Here is a 15504-nt window from a genome sequence, read left to right as displayed (position 1 = left end):
GCGCCGAGCGCGGTTTAACGTCGAGTGCGCCCGCCCGTGCTGCGATTGGGCAGCTCAAGCAGGAAACGGCCGGCGTTTGCCAATTGTCTGCGCACCAACGACCAGTTCTCCTCGCGTTTGCGCGCGTCTTGGCAGCGCAATAGACGCGCGCGTTGCGCGGCGTCCAGCCGATCGAGGATCGCCGCCCAGAGGACGTCGTCGACGTTGTAGACCCGCCCGCCGGCCAGGCAGACCGGGATGACGCTCGCGATCGGGATCGCGAGATCCGCCGCGACCACCTCGACGGCGGCGAGGATGCTTTCGGCTTTGAGACTCTTGGGCTCGGCCAGGTCATAGGGCGGCAGCCACTCGCGGACCGGGCGCAGCCGATCGATATGACTGAGCACGACGAGCACCGGCGGCGGACGGCGCGTCAGGCGCTCGGCGAAGGCGGCCCGCAAGCTGTCCAGGGTCTCGCGATCGGCATGACGGTCGGGGCGGTCGGCGGCACTGACCCAAAGGATCATATCGGCGTCACCCGCCGCCGTGCGCAGGGTCTGCTCGTCCATCGTGTCCGATCCCGGCGTGTCGTAGATCAGGGCAAGATCGAGACCTTCACGCGCCAGACGATAGGGGGTGAGCATCTTGGTCGTGTCGGGGAGCAGGTCGGTGGCCACGCGCAGCTGGCCGAACAGTGCGTTGATCAGACTGGACTTGCCTGCGTTGGAACGGCCCAGAACGAGGACCCGCAAAGGCTCGCCGGCCGGCTCTTCGGAGGATTCGGCCGTGCGCAGATCACGCTCGGATGTCGGGGTCGGCCGGGCCTCGGGAGGGATGTCGGACAGCAGCAGGCGTCCGCTGTAAAGCTCGATCGCATAGGCGCCGACCTTGCGCACGTACTCCCTCAGGATCCAGCCGTAGAGCTCGTCCTGCGCCAGGGCATAGCCGCGGCCGCGCAACTGCGCCAATGCCTCGGTCAGGAAGGCATTGGCCGGATTCACGACCCACTGCCCGGCGCGATAGAGCCCCAACAGCCGATCCGCAAAGGGCTTCCAGCGATAGGCGCGCATCAGCGAGCCCACGGTGAGCCGGTGACTGAAGGGGATATGGTCCGTGATGGTCTCGCGCAGATCGCGACTCGCCCGCTCGACGATCAAGAGGGTGTGCGGGATCGTCAACTCCAACAAGGGCTCGTCGACATCGGGATGGAAATGCCGAGCGACACGTTCGAGCGTCTGTTGGCCCAAGACCCCGAGCCGATCGCCCTCGCCGATCGGCCAGTCCGCGGGTTTGGTCTGCGCGGCCAGATCCTCGACCAGCGCCCAGGCACCGTCGGCCGCCGGCGGCCAATCCGGGCCCGGCTCGGTCTCCGCGGCAAGGAGCAACCGGCGCTCGTGCCGATGTAGCCAAGCCTGAAGAGCGTACCCGGCCGCGCTGAAGAGGACGAGCGCGACCAGCCAGTAGCGCGTCGCCTCGACCTGCCAGAGCCAGAGCAGACCCAACGGCAGGAGTGCCGCGACGGGAACCGCCCAAAGCACAAGCGCAATGAGACGCAGGCGGTCGATACGGCTCAGGAGCATCTTCATGGTCGATCCGATTTCACCAGGTCTTTGAGGAGGGCCGAGCCGTTCTCGAAGCCCTCGGCGAAGGCGCGGCGCAACCCCTCGGCGTCCGCCGGCAGGCCCCGGCGCCGGCGATTGAAGTGAAAGCCGGCGGCCTTGCCGAGCGCATAGGTCGTCGCGCCGCTGGCCGTCGCGCCCCAGATGGCACCGGCCGTCTGTCCCCACACCGGGATCAGCTTGACCACGGAGCGGCCGGCACTGCGTGCGGCATAGGCGAGACCGATGCCGGTCCCGAGCAGGCCCAGAAACTCGAGAATGGCGCGCCGATCCCAATCCTGGCCGTAGAGCGCCGCGAGACTTTGAAGCATCTTTGCCTGGATCGCCGGCACGCCGACCAGATCCACCACGGGCAAGGCACCGACGCCCGCCGCGGCGATCGCATAACCGACGATGTGCGGATGGGCGGATCGGGCGTAGGCGTCGCGCACCCCCGCATCGGTGTGCAAGAGTGCATGGAGACGCAGCGACGAGACCTCGTCGATCGCCCGCCAAAGCGCATCCAAGCCGTAGTTCGGCGGGTCGAATCCGTCCTCCGGGAGGGTCAGATCGATCGGCACCCAACGCGGCGGGATCTCGCCCGGCAGCGCACCGAAGCGATCGCGTTGCGCCAGCAGTGCGCGGGCGAGGTCGATCGGGACGGCTTCCTGCCAGCCGTCCTCCTCGAATGGATAGGGCACGGGATGCTCGCCGCCCGGCGGGTACGCATCGTGCAGTCCGGTCTGCGCAATCACCAAGGGCCATTCCGGGTGGCGAGCGCGCACCTGCCGCAGCACCCCCGAGACATCGTCCTGGCGGATGTCGGTCGCCTTCATCACGGCCAACAGCAGATGCGCCTGCGACTCGCAGTAGTGGATGTCTGCACTCGGGTCGTAGGCGACCTCGCCGAGACCGCGGGTATCGAGGAAGCGGATCAAGGGTGCCTCGGCCGGAAAGTCGTAGAGTCGCGTCGTCGCCGTACAGGGCTGAAAACCGTTGCCGATCTCGGCGAGCCCGCTCCCGGTCAACGCCCGGATGATGGAGGTCTTTCCGGATTGGGTCTTGCCGATCAGCCAGACCACCGGGAGCGGGTGCCGTGCGCGGGCATCGCGCAAGGCCGCGTCGAGGGTCTCGTCGTCGACTCGCGGCGCAAGCAGCGCCTCGCGCAAACCACGCCAGCGATCCGACCACCGTGTCCAGGGAGTTCCCATCAGCACCTCGATCCCGACTCTCCGATGAAACAGCGACACCCACGCGCCTGCACAGCCGGCAGCCCGATCCCCGATCCGATCCGATCCGATCCGGGCCGAGCCGACTCGTTTCGACCCCGGGCGATTGCCCGATCCTGTGCAATAATTCGCGCCGACGCCGGATATCCAGCCACCCGCGGTCCTCCGTCGACGCAATCGAACCGCGTCCGCCGCTGCTGTCCCGGACGCATGCAAGGGCCGATGTCCCGGCGGGGATGGTCCATGTCATGGCGGACAGGGTTCACACACCACTCATTATCGCCGAGATATCCCTCTCATGCCCCCATCGTCGTTGTCGCCGATCAACCTACTCGACACGCTCTACCCCCCGGCCCGGCAGGGTCACTCGATCAAAGACATCGGCCGGATGCTCTTGTCGGCGTCGATGGTCGTCGGCCTGATCCTCTGCAGCGACGCCTTCGCCGCGACCCAGCACCAAGGCTCCGGCACCTCGGCCCTCAAGATCAATTCGGCCAGCGCCCTGATCGTCGATGAACGGGGCAACCGGATCTACGGCAAAAATACCCGCGAGGTCAAACCCATCGCCTCCGTCACGAAGCTGATGACGGCGATGGTGGTCTTGGACTCCGGCGTTGCTCTGGATGCGCCCATCACCATCACCGAGGCCGATCGCGACACCCTGCGCCACAGTCGCTCGCGTCTGCGGATCGGTCAGGCGACCCTATCCCGCCGCGAGATGCTCATGGTCGCGCTCATGTCCTCGGACAACCGCGCCGCCGCCGCACTGGCGCGCACCTCGCCGGGCGGGACACCGCAATTCGTCGCGGCCATGAACCGCAAGGCCCGAGATCTCGGGATGCAGGACACCGCCTTTGTCGACAGCAGCGGGCTGGACAACCGCAACCGCTCCACGGCCGAGGACCTCGTCAAAATGGTCCGCGCCTCCGCCCGCTACCCGTTGATCCGCGAGGCCACCTCGCGAGGCGAGATGACGGTCCACCCGTTCGCCGGCGCCGGCGCCGGCGCCTTGGAGTATCGCAACACCAACCCTTTGGTGCGCAACCCGGAATGGCATGTCGAGGTCAGCAAGACAGGGTTCATCAACGAGGCCGGCCATTGCCTGGTGATGCAGACCCGGATCGGCGGTCGCCGACTCTACGTCGTCTTTCTCGACGCGGTCGGAAAGCTCACACCGGTCGGCGACTCCAACCGGCTGCGCACCTGGCTCGCGGGTGGACAACGCATCGCCGGAAATTGATCCCGGGACGCAGCGCATCCGATGTACGCAGGAGAACGCTTCAACAGCATCTCCCACCTGGTCGGCGCGGTCCTCGCGCTGATCGGGGTTGCCGTGCTCGTCACCCTCTCGGGGATGCAGGGAGGCGCACTGCGCATCGCGAGCTTCAGCGTCTACGGGGCCACGCTGTTCCTGCTCTATCTTTTCTCGACCCTCTATCACAGCCTGCGAGGCCGAGCAAAAAAGGTCTTCAAGGTCCTCGATCATGTCGCCATCTACCTGCTCATCGCCGGCACCTATACCCCGTTCAGCCTGCTCGCGCTGAAGGGACAGACGGGGTGGTGGATGTTCGGTGCCATCTGGACCCTCGCCGGCATCGGCGTCGCGATCGACAGCATCCCGCACGGCAAACGGCGAATCCTGCCGATGATCATCTACCTCACCATGGGTTGGCTGATCGTCTTCGCCTTGGAACCGCTGGTGACTAGCCTCCCGCCGGCCGGTGTTCGCGGACTCGTGGCCGGCGGTCTCTTCTACACCTTCGGCATCGTCTTCTACGCCCTGGACCGCCGCTTCTCTTGGGCCCACGGTGTCTGGCACCTCTTCGTACTCGCGGGCAGCATCAGCCACTACCTGACCATCCTGATTTTTCTCTGACCCCGCAGCACAGGCCTAAGCGGCACGCAACGGGTCACCGGCGACAATGGAGAGGAACATCCGTGGCATCCATCGAGCGCGTCATGCGGTTGCGAAGCGAGCTGGAGGCGCGCTTGTTGTGGATCTCCTTGGGCGCGACGGTCGTGATATCCGGACTCGGCATCCTCTTCGGTCTCTTGGCCCGTTCGACAGCCATTCTCTTCGACGGATTCTTCTCGCTTGTCGATGTCGCGGTCACCTGGCTGACCCTCGTGGTCGCCCGGCTGGTGGCGAGTGAAGGCGACCGGCGTTTCCAGTACGGTTTTTGGCATCTGGAGCCGATGGTCATCGCCTTGAAGGCCTCCGTGCTCATCTTCCTCGTCGCCTATGCCCTTTTGAGCGCAGTGAACAGCATCCTCAAAGGCGGCTACGAGCCCGAATTCGGTATGGCGCTCATCTACGCGGGCACCGTCGCCCTTATCTCCTACGGGATGTGGTGGTGGATGGGTCGCCATGCCGAGCGCATCGACTCGGGCCTGGTGCGGCTGGACGTCAAGGCATGGCTGATGTCCGCCCTGATCACCACTGCGCTGTTGCTTGCCTTCGGCGCAGCGCTCGCGATGAAAGGCACGGACGCTGCGGATTTCATCCGCTACGTCGACCCGGTGGTGCTGGCGATCGTCGCACTCTTTCTCCTGCCCCTGCCCTTGCGCGAGGCGCGCGAGGCGTTCGGCGAGATCCTCTTGATCAGCCCGCCCGACATGGATGCGCACATCCGTTCGGTCATGACCGACTTCGTCGCTCGCCACGGCTTTTCGGACTATCGCAGCTATCTTTCCAAGGCCGGCCGCGCGCGTTTCATCGAGATTTCTGTTTTGGTACCCTCCGACCTCTGCCTGCCGGTCAGCGAAATCGACGCGCTGCGCAGCGAGATCGGAGACGCCATCGGCGGCGCGGGCCCGAATCGGTGGCTCACCATCGTCTTTACCGCGGACTCCGTTCACCTTTGACCCTAGATCCGGCAGTTGAACGCCCCCTGGAGTGCGTCCCGCGCGGTGTCCGGCAAGACGCAACGCGGCGGCGTAGTGGTTCTACGCCAACGCGTTGCAACGCAGCCGGGCGCCGCGCGGGGCGTGCTCCAGGGGGCGTAGCGGCCGTCACCCGGCGGGTGAGCCCTCGGACGATCACGATCTTCAAGGCAGTCAAAGCCTTGCATGAAGCACGAAGCGGTCGACTGCCGGATCTGGGTTGACCTGCCCCGACCCCCGCGTCGTCTCCAGCCGAAGCCGGACACTCACCCCGGGCCCATGAACGAAGACATGCAGCGAGCGGAGCATATCGAAAGACTGGAGGCAGGCTCGGAAACGATGGGGCTCGAAGCGTCCCGGAAAACGTCGTGACCTTCTTCCGACTCATGCACCCTCGCCGGTGCCCGGGGCCGGCTTTGTTCTGCGTCCGATCAGCCCGGAGAAGCGCAGCCGTTCCTCGCCGTCGTCGTCGCGAATCATCTGCAGGGTCTCGCCGCGGGTCCGTCCAAGGCCGAGGATGATCGCCTCGTTCTCGGAGACCGCCCGCAGCGGCACCTGAATCGCCGCGGCGCTGAGGTACGGCATGCGGTAGCTGAAACACAGATGGCCTTCGCGCAGCTTGAGCTCGACGTCGACAAGCGGAAAACCGGGATCGGCGTTGAGAATCACGTAAGCGCCGACGCGCGCACGCCAGGACGGGCTCGTCTCGGGCGCGGGCGCCTTCTCCCCGAGCAGCATCTCGCGATCGCCGCGTCGCGCGATCACCACCTCGCGCCCGTCGCGGTGCTGGGTCTGAAACTGCATGTCGGCGAGCGGGCGAAAGGCGGGCGGCAGGGTCTCGACACTCTCCGGCGCGATCCCGAACCAGCCCTCGGGCAGCGGCACGAGGCCGAAGGTATCGCCCGAGAGGCAGGCGCAGAGGGTGGCTTGCTCGGGTCGAAACGCGATCAGACCCAGATCGGTGGCATAGTCGCCTTCGAGAGCCGCTACGGGCGCCGGCCCCGGCGAGCGCTCGGCCGGCGCCAGGAACAGCTGCGCGGAGACCGGCTGAGGCGCGGCGCTCAACACGCGGCTCAGGGTCTCCTCGGCCAGCCGTTTGATGACCCTGCGCGCACCGTCGGCATTGGCCAATACCGCAATGCCCAAACCCTCCTCGGGCAAGAGGATGCATTCGCCCGCGAATCCGGGCGTGGTGGCGCCGTGGCGGAGCACGCGCCCGCAGCTCGGAATCGTGTCCTGCTCGAGAAACCAGCCCAAGCCGTTGAAGATCTCCATGTCCAGGAGGTTGTCCGGGTTCTGGACCTCGGACATCGCCTCCACCGTGCTCGGGGCGAGGATCTGGTGACCGTCAAGCTGTCCGCCGCCGAGCAGCGCACACATCAGACGACTCAGGTCGGCGGCCGAGGTCTCGATGCCGTGGGCCGGCAGATCGCGCACCGGCAAGAGTGGGATCGACGCGCCCTCGCGGTAGCCGCGGGCGCTCGCGGTCGAGGCTCGCGCGAGGAAGCGGGTGTCGGTCATGCGCAGCGGGCCGAGCACATGGGCGTCCATATAGCGCTCGAAGGGCTGACCCGAAACCGTTTCGACGAGATGGCCCAGAAGACTGTAGCCGAGGTTGGAATAGGAGAAAACCAGCTCGGGCGGAAAGGCGGCGTATTCCTCGCGCAGTGACTCGACGACGCGCGTGAAGGACTCGTCCGTCCACATCCCCTTGGTCAGATCGGTCGGCAGACCGCTGTGGTGGCAGAGCAGGCTGCGCACGCGCACGGGCGCGTTCGGGTCGTCGGTGCGCGTGCGCACGGAAAACCCCTCGAGATAGGCCGACAGGGGCTGATCCAGATCGATCCGCCCGGACTCGACCAGCTGCATGACGGCGACGGCGGTCAGCGGCTTGGCCAGCGAGCCGGCGCGATATCGAGTCGCGGCGGTGGCGGCGATTCCGGCCTCGACATCGGCCTGACCGTAGCCTTCGGCCCAGAGGACCCGATCGGCGTTGACCAGCGCCAGACTGAGCGCCGGGATCTTGAAACGGGCCTGCGCCTTGATGATCTGCGGCGTCAGGGCATCGCGGATGGCGCGCACGTGCGCGTCCGTGTCGGGCAAGAGGGCGGTTGCAGAGGCAGAGGCAGGCGGGTCCGCACGAGCTGCTGCGCCGGATCCTGTCGAGGCGGACCAGCTCAACCCCGACGAGCCCGCCAACAGGGCGGCGAGAAAGCGTCGACGATCGATCGGCGTGAATCTCGATTCACTCATAGATCGAAGCTGTCGCCGACGCCGGGCTGGACCCCGAGCGCCGGGACTGATTCACGGGTGTGAGCAAACAGGTCAGGATTACCCTCGGCGAAACCCTGATAGACGGTATCGGCGGCGATATTGGCGGCGAACAGCGTCACGGCGAGGGCGAGGGCGGATTTGGTGGTGGTCATGGTCGTACTCCTGATTTGGATGGGTTCGGATCGTCGTGCTTGCAGCGACCTGTCGTCGTTGCTTGACGGTGATACAGCAGTCGCCGTGCCAGCTTTCAAAGATCCGAGTTTTTTCTTTCCAGAACAGTCTCTAAGAAGCCTCCAGGAGAGCGGATCCGCCGCCCTCGCACCCGTTCCGATGAAACGAAGCATGACGGCCATTCAATGTTTCGTGACATCGAATCGTGGCATCGGACTCGGGGTCGTGACTCGGTCGCGATCGGGCGGCTTTCTGATCCAATGACGCGCGTGACGATGGCGATGAAAGAAACCGCCATCGAGCGTTCTCTCGGGAAGAGACGGAATGATCAACGCCCGACCGAACACCCGGTCCCTCGACCACCCTTCAGAACCGTGACCCCGGAGAACACGCATGAAGAAGATCGCCCTGTTGCTGGTCATCGCGGTGGCGGTCGGGGCCTTTTTCGCCCTCGGCCTGGACCGCTACCTGACCCTCGATGCACTGAAGGCAAGTCAAGAGGGCTTCGACGCCTGGTATGCGGCGCGCCCTGCATTGGTCATCGGTGCCTTCTTCGCCGGCTATGTCGCGGTGACCGCCTTGTCCCTGCCGGGGGCCGCCGTCATGACGATCGCCGCCGGCGCACTCTTCGGCTTGGGCGTGGGCACCCTGATCGTCTCCTTCGCGTCCAGCATCGGCGCGACTTTAGCCTTTCTCGTGTCGCGCTTTCTGCTTCGCGATGCCGTGCAGCGACGCTTCGGCGCACGTCTGGCTACGCTCAATACGGGCATCGAGAAAGACGGCGCCTTCTACCTCTTCACCCTGCGGCTGGTGCCCGTCTTTCCCTTCTTCGTGATCAACCTGTTGATGGGGCTGACCCCGATCAAGACGTTCACCTTCTACTGGGTGAGTCAGGTCGGCATGCTCGCCGGGACCCTGGTCTACCTGAACGCCGGCACCCAGCTCGCAAGGCTCGATAGCCTGTCGGGGATCCTCTCCCCCGCCCTGCTCGGCTCCTTTGCGCTGCTCGGCGTCTTTCCGCTGCTGGCCAAATGGGTGGTCGAGCGGATCAAGGCGCGACGAGGATGAAAGAACCGAGCCTTCTCCCGGGTCTTTACCTGTGATGGCCGAGCAGCGAGTTCGCAACTCCGAGACGGCTCGCAAGCGACCCGCCCGGGCCATCACAAGACACACCTCCGGGATACGGCACTCCAAGGCCGAACCCCGAACACCGCCCTTGAACCCTTTTTAGGATTGAAATCATGACCAAGAAGACGATCACCCCCGCTGCCGCCCTCGTCGGTGCCGCCCTTGTCGGCAGCCTCGGTGCCTTCGGCCTCGCGCAGGCCGCCGGCAACCCCTTCGCCGCACAGTCCCTCGATGCCGGCTATATGCTGCTCGCAGAAGCAGGCACCGAGGGCAAGTGTGGCGAAGGCAAGTGCGGCGCGGATAAGGAAAAGGAAGGCAAGTGCGGCGAAGGCAAGTGCGGCGCCGACAAGGAGAAGGAAGGCAAGTGCGGCGAAGGTAAATGCGGCGCCGACAAGGCGAAGTAAGGGCGATGCCGGGACGCCGCCGGAGTCCGTGAGCGGACGCCGCGGCGCCGCGGCGCCGCGGCCACGCTTGAATCCAACCCGGCGGATCGCGCTTGCGCGATCCGCCGGGCGCGTTGACGCCGCATGCCCCGGCTAGGGCATCCGCAGCCCGTACTTCTCGATCTTGCGATCCAACGCCGGGCGGGAGATGCCGAGGATCTCGCAGGTCTTGCCCTTGTGTCCGCCGGTGTAGTCCAAGACCCGTTGGACGTGCTCGGCCTCCACCGCGTCGAGTGTTCGCAGCACCTGGCTCTCGGCCGGTTTGCCCGGCACACCGGTCTCGAACGCGCATGGAGCGGTCGTGGGTTCAGCGTCGAGCGCGAGCAGATCGGCCGTGATCAGGCCCGTGCGCGCCTGCACCATCGCCTGCGTCAAGCGGTTTTCGAGCTCCCGCACGTTGCCGGGCCAGTCGTGGCGGCAGAGTTGCGCCAAGGCCGTCTCTGCGATTTGAGGTCGCGCTTGGCCCAGGCGCACGGCGATGCGCGTCAGCAGACCTTCGACCAGGAGCGGGATGTCGTCGCGTCGCTCGCGCAGCGGCGGCATATGAATCTGAATGACCTTGAGCCGATAGGCCAGATCTTCGCGAAAGCGCCCGGCCGCAGCCTCGGCCATGAGATCGCGGTTGGTCGCCGCAACCACGCGGGCGTCGGTCGCGATCGTCTCGGTGCCGCCGACGCGTTGGAAGACACGCTCCTGAAGGGCGCGCAGCAGCTTGGCCTGCAGCGTCGGGGCGAGCTCGCCGATCTCGTCGAGAAACAGGGTCCCCGCGCTTGCCTGCTCGAACGTGCCGAGCTTGCGTGACTGTGCACCGGTGAAGGATCCCTTCTCGTGACCGAACAGCTCGCTCTCGAGCAGGGTCTCGACGATCGCCGCACAGTTGACGGCCACGAACGGGCCGGTTCGACCGCTGTGCTGGTGAATCAGGCGCGCCACCACCTCCTTGCCGGTGCCGGATTCACCGCTGATGAGCACGGTGGCGGAGCTGCGGGCGCTCAAGGCAATGCTCTTGCTCACCGCCAGCATGGCATCGCTGCGCCCGATCAGGTCGCGCGCCGCACCCGGACCGGCCTCCAGGCGCGCCGGCGCCTGCTCGGCGGCCTTGCGTTGGCGCAGCAACCGCTCGACCGTCTGCTGCAGCTCGGCGACCTTGATCGGCTTGTGCACGAAGTCCGCGGCACCGCGCTGGATCGCCTCGATCGCCAGCTCCAGGTCGTGCCGGCCGGTCATCATGATCACGGGCAGATCCGAGTCCGCCTTCAGCAGCGACGCGATTAGGTCGCTCCCTTGCCCGTCCGGGAGCTGTTGATCCAACAGCACCAGGTCGACGGGCGCCGCCTGCACGCGCTCGAGGCCCGAGCGACAGGACTGCGTGACCTCGACCGCGAAGCCGGCATCCTCGAAATGCATCGCCAGCATCTGGCCCAAGGCCGGATCGTCTTCGATGATGAGCAGTTGTCGGGGCATCGCGGTCGAGGGCCGTCTCCGGGGTGACGGTCAGGGTACGGTCGCGCGCACCGGCGTGCAAGACAGGCGCGGTTTAGAGAGCACGATCGATGAACTGCCGTGATTTCCGTCGTCGACTCCTGGTCGATCCCGCGCGCGAGGATGCCGAGGATGCTCGACATGCAGCCCGCTGCCCGGCCTGCGCGGCCGAGCGCGCACGTGCACGCGCGTTCGACGAAACGCTGCGCACCCTCTTGGCCGAAGAGGTCGAGACGCACCCGGTGCCATCCGCCCGACGAGCACGCCACGCCCATCGCCCTGAGGATCCAACGCGCGCTCTTTTGGTGATCGCCCTCGCACTGTTGCAGCGCCACCAACCGGTGCACAACCTCCCCCGTCGTCTATGCCCCAAAAATCCGACGTTCGTTCCCCGCGCCCAACCGTGTTCCTCGCACGGCGAATTTGCAGGCCGAGCCTCAGGTCAAGAACCCCGTTGGTATATTCCGAGGCGTCGAGGGAGAAGCCGTGGATGGAGACGTTGAGGACGTCCGCGCCGTCTCTGATCGCCTGCTCGACGGCCGCTACGGAGCCGCTGCCGAAACAACCCGGCTCTCCGCAGACCTTATAGGCGATGACACGGGCGCGCGAAGCGACGCCGGTGATCCAATCCAAGTCGCGCCCGAGTACGGCGGCGGGCCCTTCGCCGTTTCGGTACTGCCCGGGTGCACCAGCATCGAATGTCTTATCCTCGCCCCGGCGGCAGGTCGTCCGGCCTCCCCTATCTCGGAGCTTTGAGCCATGTTTCTCGATCATTTCCACGCGGCCGAAGACGGCACGCTACGCATCTCCGCGCCGCAAGGCAGCGCATTCGCCAAGGAGGTCGCGGGTGACTTCAATCCGATCCACGATGCGACGAATCCGCGCTTCTGTGCCCCCGGCGATCTCCTCTTTGCGCTCGTCCTCGCCCGATGTGGTCTTTCGAGTCGGATGAGCTTTCGCTTCACCGGAATGGTCGCAGCGGATACCGCATTGAATGTCATTCCGAGCGGCGCCGACGTCGTGGTCGAGACGGTCGACGGCAAGCCCTGTCTCGAGGTCGAGCGTTCGGGACAGGTGACCAGGGACTTGATCTTGATTGAAGCGCTGGTGCGCCGCTACGTCGCCTTCTCGGGCCGGAATTTTCCACACATCCTGGTGCCGCTCATGGAGCAGCAGGGCGTGATGATCAACCCGGATCGGCCCTTGGTGATCTATGACCGGATGTCGTTCGAGCTGGACCGATTGGACTGCTCCGACGTGGACATTGCGCTGGAATCGACCGAGCTGGAGGTGAAGGGCAAGCGCGGCGAGGCCCGGCTCGGGTTCCGCCTGACGGCTGCCGGGGAGCCGGTCGGGCAGGGCGCGAAGACCCTCATCCTGAGCGGCTTGCGGGCCTATGAGCCCGAGGCGTTGCGGGGGCTGGTCGAGCGCTATGCGGGGTGGAAGGCAGCCTGGCTCGCCGGCGTCTGAGCGCCTTATGGATGCGGGCTCGGGGCTGCTCGGGCTGAGCTGGAGATGACCTCCGCTCATCGACGTCGGCAAGCCTCGGGCTGCAATCCATGTCGGACAGGACGATGCAGTCTTCCAAGGTGGGGTTTTCGGCGGTTTGGGCTAAATTCCCCATCTTTCGGCCGCGACGGACCGCTCGGGCGCAGCCCCGGCAAAGCGACGCGCCAGCCAGAAGTCGAGGCTCAGATAGCGCCCGGCGCCGATGAAGAAGAGCGTGAGCAGCATGATGAAGTAGGTCGTCGCGAACTCGATGCCGTTGTTCAGGATCACCAGGCTGCCGTTCTCGGTCAGCCAGCTGTAATGACCGTGCTCGCGCAGGATGTCCTTGGCGCGGTCGAGGCGCTCGATGGCGCCGATCGTGCGGTCGCTCGCAAAGAACGACCCGGTCCCCTCGGCGATGGCAAGCCAGCCGTTCTGCCAATGCACGGTGATGGCGGCGACGGCCATGGTGACCATCAGCGGGACCGAGACCCAACGCACGCCCAGGCCGACGACCAGCAGGATCGCACCCAAGATCTCGGTGCCCGCAGCGAGAAAGGCCAGCAGCGCCGGGAACGGCAGGCCGAGACCCCAGTCGGGGTTGCCGAACCAGTGCACGGTGCTGTCGAAGTCGGCGAATTTCTTGGTTCCGGCCATCCAGAAGACCGGGGCCAAATAGAGGCGCAGGGCCAGCGGGGCCAGAAAATCCAGTGCGCGGGTGGTGTCGAGCAAGCCTTGGAGTCGGCGGGCGAGCGTGATCATCGGTCGGTCCTCATCAGGGGAGTCGGTTTGGTTGGGCTGTCGGGCAAACCTTGGTGCAGGGGCAACGCCGGCGCATCGCGGTGAAGATCTCGGTCTGCGGATGAAAGGCATACCAGGCGAACCGGAACCCAGTGATGGCGGGCAGTTGATATCCCTTGTCGTCGTAGGCGGCCGCCCTCTCGCCGATACGGTCGCCTCGCGGGTTTGAGTGATCGTGTCGGGGGTTCTCGGGGGATAGGACCCGCATCGGGATCGGTCTCTTTCGCGACGCGTCGGGAAGCGCGCACCGGCGGAGATCCAGCTTCGGGAGCACGTCTGCTCCGGAACACCGGCGTGTACCCAATTCACGCGATCACGCGAGTCGTTCCATCCCAGGCCGGATGCGTTCGCGGAGACGCGACGAATCGTGACAGAAGACGCGACGGGGCCGGGCGTCGTCACGATTCGTTACAACACTTCGTTGAGCCCGATCCCGAATAGCTCTAATAAGTCATTATTTTTCAAATCGATAGAGGCTGGCACGAGAAATGGCAGTGTTTCGGCGACTCCAATCCATCGCCGAGACATCGCCATGAATACCGCACTCGCCGAAACCGCCCTGCCCCAGCCGACACTCGAGACGCCCGGCTTCGCCGAGCTGGTGGAGGCCTACGGACGGGATCTGCACCGCTATGCCTACAGACTCTCGGGAAACCTGCACACCGCCGAGGATCTGGTGCAGGACACCCTGCTGCGGGCCTGGCGCTCGCTGGACAGGCTGCAGAACCGCGACGCCGTGAAGGGCTGGCTCTTCACGATCGTCCGGCGCGAGAACGCCCGCCGCTTTCAGCGCAGCCAAGGCCAGGTCTCGGACATCCCGACCGAGGAGGTCCCCGACAGCCATGTGACCTACGACACCTCCACCGAGGCCTTCGTCCTGCGTCGCGCCATCCGCACCCTCCCCGTCGAGTATCGCGATCCGCTCGTCCTGCAGGTGCTTCACGGCCTGTCGCAGCAGGAGATCGCCGATCGACTCGGGCTGACCTCGGCCGGCGTGGGCACGCGCCTGTTTCGGGCGCGCCAAAAGCTGCGCGCCTGCTTGGGGGAACGCGGATGAGCGCCGCCGATGCCGTCGACCGCTTCACCTCGTATTGCGGTCGTCGGCCGCGTGTCCTGCTCGTCGAGGACGATCGCGCCTTGGGCCGGATGCTGACCTGGACCTTCGAAGATCATGGCGCCCGTCCCCTGCTCGCGCGCACCTGCGCCGCGTCGCGCACGATCGCCGCCGCGGCCGGCTTTGATTTGGCCTTGGTGGATGCGGATCTGCCCGACGGCGACGGGGTGGTGCTCGCCGAGGCGCTGCGTGCGGATCACCCCGCCGCCCTGCTGGCGATCTGCAGCGGCCGACACGGCATCGGCACGAGCGGGCGTCTTCCGCCGGGCGTCGATGCGGTCTTGATCAAGCCGGTTCCGATACGATTATTGTTGGATCTTCTGGACACCGTCTGCCGAACGGCACCGGACGTGGTGCCCGGGATCAGGCACACTCGGGATGCGGCGATACGGCCGCGCTAACCGGAGCACGCGATACAAGCAGAAACTCGGATTTGTCGGCCTCGTCTTGATCTCGATCTACTCCGCGTCTTGGGCACTCGCCGGCGATGGACCAAACGATTTGTGGCGACCACCAGCCCGCACGGGGTCGCCGAGACGGCGATCGTGACCAGACGGCCATCGCCGAGCGCGGTCTCGGGGTCTTCGCCCGCATCGACCATGCGGCCGGGGCCACCAAGTCGGGTCTGGAGCTGCCGCCGACCGAGTTGCTGATCTTCGGCAACCCCAAGGCAGGCACGCGACTGATGCACTGCAACGCGACCGTTGCGATCGCTCTGCCCCTGAAGCTGCTGATTTGGGAAGGGGCCGACGGTGTGACGCAGGTGGCCTAAAGCGCGCATGCCTGGCTCGATAGCGCCGACGTTCCGCAGACGGATATCGACCGCATTGACGCGTGCGCAGCGCGATCTGCTGGCCGTATCCGCGGCCTGTAAGCCTAACCGTTTCAACCAACAGCACCCCCGGGGAACCACG

At 66.1% G+C, this 15504-nt stretch carries 16 protein-coding genes; 9 read left to right on the top strand and 7 right to left on the bottom strand.

Annotated features, from left to right (window positions below; all coding sequences use genetic code 11):
• Positions 1-14: 14 nt before the first annotated feature.
• Together THIMADRAFT_RS08995 and THIMADRAFT_RS08990 are read right to left on the bottom strand one after the other, a co-directional pair.
• Entirely contained in the window at positions 15-1565 is a 1551-nt protein-coding gene (locus tag THIMADRAFT_RS08995) for a GTPase family protein (protein WP_007192702.1), read from the bottom strand.
• Positions 1562-2788 (bottom strand): YcjF family protein, encoded by a 1227-nt coding sequence (locus THIMADRAFT_RS08990; RefSeq protein WP_007192701.1) that lies wholly within the window; start codon positions 2786-2788, stop codon positions 1562-1564. The genes THIMADRAFT_RS08995 and THIMADRAFT_RS08990 overlap by 4 nt, the downstream gene beginning before the upstream one ends.
• 316 nt (positions 2789-3104) lie before the next feature.
• On the opposite strand from THIMADRAFT_RS08990, the gene pbpG reads away from it, so the two are divergent.
• From pbpG to THIMADRAFT_RS08975, 3 genes are all read left to right on the top strand, one after another.
• On the top strand, positions 3105-4046 hold the full coding sequence (gene pbpG, locus THIMADRAFT_RS08985) for a D-alanyl-D-alanine endopeptidase (protein WP_007192700.1): 942 nt from the start codon (positions 3105-3107) through the stop codon (positions 4044-4046).
• A 21-nt stretch (positions 4047-4067) separates the two neighbouring features.
• A complete protein-coding gene (gene trhA, locus THIMADRAFT_RS08980) occupies positions 4068-4682 on the top strand; it encodes a PAQR family membrane homeostasis protein TrhA (RefSeq protein ID WP_007192699.1) in 615 nt (204 codons plus the stop codon).
• A 62-nt stretch (positions 4683-4744) separates the two neighbouring features.
• Positions 4745-5671, top strand: coding sequence for a cation diffusion facilitator family transporter (locus THIMADRAFT_RS08975; RefSeq protein ID WP_007192698.1), 927 nt, complete (start codon positions 4745-4747; stop codon positions 5669-5671).
• Between the two features lie 402 nt (positions 5672-6073).
• On the opposite strand, the gene THIMADRAFT_RS08965 is transcribed toward THIMADRAFT_RS08975, so the two are convergent.
• Positions 6074-7942 carry a serine hydrolase domain-containing protein gene (locus THIMADRAFT_RS08965; RefSeq protein ID WP_007192697.1) on the bottom strand — a complete coding sequence of 623 codons (1869 nt, stop codon included), beginning with the start codon at positions 7940-7942 and terminating at the stop codon, positions 6074-6076.
• Positions 7939-8115, bottom strand: a complete 177-nt coding sequence (locus tag THIMADRAFT_RS27055) for a hypothetical protein (protein ID WP_007192696.1) — start codon at positions 8113-8115, stop codon at positions 7939-7941. The genes THIMADRAFT_RS08965 and THIMADRAFT_RS27055 overlap by 4 nt, the downstream gene beginning before the upstream one ends.
• Positions 8116-8527: 412 nt before the next feature.
• On the opposite strand from THIMADRAFT_RS27055, the gene THIMADRAFT_RS08960 reads away from it, so the two are divergent.
• Entirely contained in the window at positions 8528-9202 is a 675-nt protein-coding gene (locus THIMADRAFT_RS08960) for a TVP38/TMEM64 family protein (RefSeq protein WP_007192695.1), read from the top strand.
• A 173-nt stretch (positions 9203-9375) separates the two neighbouring features.
• Entirely contained in the window at positions 9376-9666 is a 291-nt protein-coding gene (locus THIMADRAFT_RS08955) for an HvfA family oxazolone/thioamide-modified RiPP metallophore (RefSeq protein ID WP_007192694.1), read from the top strand.
• 132 nt (positions 9667-9798) lie between these two features.
• On the opposite strand, the gene THIMADRAFT_RS08950 is transcribed toward THIMADRAFT_RS08955, so the two are convergent.
• Together THIMADRAFT_RS08950 and THIMADRAFT_RS28560 are read right to left on the bottom strand one after the other, a co-directional pair.
• Positions 9799-11169 carry a sigma-54-dependent transcriptional regulator gene (locus THIMADRAFT_RS08950; RefSeq protein ID WP_007192693.1) on the bottom strand — a complete coding sequence of 457 codons (1371 nt, stop codon included), beginning with the start codon at positions 11167-11169 and terminating at the stop codon, positions 9799-9801.
• 30 nt (positions 11170-11199) lie between these two features.
• Entirely contained in the window at positions 11200-11961 is a 762-nt protein-coding gene (locus THIMADRAFT_RS28560; protein WP_407635144.1) for a S8 family serine peptidase, read from the bottom strand.
• On the opposite strand from THIMADRAFT_RS28560, the gene THIMADRAFT_RS08940 reads away from it, so the two are divergent.
• The gene (locus THIMADRAFT_RS08940) at positions 11947-12657 is read left to right on the top strand and encodes a DUF3581 family protein (RefSeq protein WP_007192692.1); all 711 of its coding nucleotides are present in this window, start codon (positions 11947-11949) and stop codon (positions 12655-12657) included. The two genes, THIMADRAFT_RS28560 and THIMADRAFT_RS08940, sit on opposite strands and share 15 nt — an antisense overlap.
• Positions 12658-12798: 141 nt before the next feature.
• Here THIMADRAFT_RS08940 and THIMADRAFT_RS08935 read toward each other — a convergent pair whose 3' ends face one another.
• Positions 12799-13437, bottom strand: coding sequence for an HvfX family Cu-binding RiPP maturation protein (locus tag THIMADRAFT_RS08935; RefSeq protein WP_007192691.1), 639 nt, complete (start codon positions 13435-13437; stop codon positions 12799-12801).
• Between the two features lie 571 nt (positions 13438-14008).
• Here THIMADRAFT_RS08935 and THIMADRAFT_RS08930 point away from each other — a divergent pair.
• From THIMADRAFT_RS08930 to THIMADRAFT_RS08920, 3 genes are all read left to right on the top strand, one after another.
• Positions 14009-14533, top strand: a complete 525-nt coding sequence (locus THIMADRAFT_RS08930) for a sigma-70 family RNA polymerase sigma factor (protein WP_007192689.1) — start codon at positions 14009-14011, stop codon at positions 14531-14533.
• On the top strand, positions 14530-14991 hold the full coding sequence (locus THIMADRAFT_RS24635; RefSeq protein WP_007192688.1) for a response regulator: 462 nt from the start codon (positions 14530-14532) through the stop codon (positions 14989-14991). The genes THIMADRAFT_RS08930 and THIMADRAFT_RS24635 overlap by 4 nt, the downstream gene beginning before the upstream one ends.
• Positions 14992-15077: 86 nt before the next feature.
• Complete coding sequence (locus THIMADRAFT_RS08920) at positions 15078-15362, top strand: DUF302 domain-containing protein (protein WP_007192687.1); 285 nt, start codon at positions 15078-15080, stop codon at positions 15360-15362.
• The last annotated feature ends 142 nt before the right edge of the window (positions 15363-15504 follow it).

This window comes from Thiocapsa marina 5811 (assembly GCF_000223985.1).
GTDB classification, from domain to species: domain Bacteria; phylum Pseudomonadota; class Gammaproteobacteria; order Chromatiales; family Chromatiaceae; genus Thiocapsa; species Thiocapsa marina.
This window is presented reverse-complemented; position numbering and strand designations above follow the sequence as displayed.

Excerpts from the sequence above, each read along its gene's own strand:
- THIMADRAFT_RS08995 (WP_007192702.1), bottom strand. The coding sequence starts at position 1,565 with ATGAAGATGCTCCTGAGCCGTATCGACCGCCTGCGTCTCATTGCGCTT.
- THIMADRAFT_RS08990 (WP_007192701.1), bottom strand. The coding sequence starts at position 2,788 with ATGGGAACTCCCTGGACACGGTGGTCGGATCGCTGGCGTGGTTTGCGC.
- pbpG (WP_007192700.1), top strand. The coding sequence starts at position 3,105 with ATGCCCCCATCGTCGTTGTCGCCGATCAACCTACTCGACACGCTCTAC.
- trhA (WP_007192699.1), top strand. The coding sequence starts at position 4,068 with ATGTACGCAGGAGAACGCTTCAACAGCATCTCCCACCTGGTCGGCGCG.
- THIMADRAFT_RS08965 (WP_007192697.1), bottom strand. The coding sequence starts at position 7,942 with ATGAGTGAATCGAGATTCACGCCGATCGATCGTCGACGCTTTCTCGCC.
- THIMADRAFT_RS27055 (WP_007192696.1), bottom strand. The coding sequence starts at position 8,115 with ATGACCACCACCAAATCCGCCCTCGCCCTCGCCGTGACGCTGTTCGCC.
- THIMADRAFT_RS08960 (WP_007192695.1), top strand. The coding sequence starts at position 8,528 with ATGAAGAAGATCGCCCTGTTGCTGGTCATCGCGGTGGCGGTCGGGGCC.
- THIMADRAFT_RS08955 (WP_007192694.1), top strand. The coding sequence starts at position 9,376 with ATGACCAAGAAGACGATCACCCCCGCTGCCGCCCTCGTCGGTGCCGCC.
- THIMADRAFT_RS08950 (WP_007192693.1), bottom strand. The coding sequence starts at position 11,169 with ATGCCCCGACAACTGCTCATCATCGAAGACGATCCGGCCTTGGGCCAG.
- THIMADRAFT_RS08940 (WP_007192692.1), top strand. The coding sequence starts at position 11,947 with ATGTTTCTCGATCATTTCCACGCGGCCGAAGACGGCACGCTACGCATC.
- THIMADRAFT_RS28560 (WP_407635144.1), bottom strand. The coding sequence starts at position 11,961 with ATGATCGAGAAACATGGCTCAAAGCTCCGAGATAGGGGAGGCCGGACG.
- THIMADRAFT_RS08935 (WP_007192691.1), bottom strand. The coding sequence starts at position 13,437 with ATGATCACGCTCGCCCGCCGACTCCAAGGCTTGCTCGACACCACCCGC.
- THIMADRAFT_RS08930 (WP_007192689.1), top strand. The coding sequence starts at position 14,009 with ATGAATACCGCACTCGCCGAAACCGCCCTGCCCCAGCCGACACTCGAG.
- THIMADRAFT_RS24635 (WP_007192688.1), top strand. The coding sequence starts at position 14,530 with ATGAGCGCCGCCGATGCCGTCGACCGCTTCACCTCGTATTGCGGTCGT.
- THIMADRAFT_RS08920 (WP_007192687.1), top strand. The coding sequence starts at position 15,078 with ATGGACCAAACGATTTGTGGCGACCACCAGCCCGCACGGGGTCGCCGA.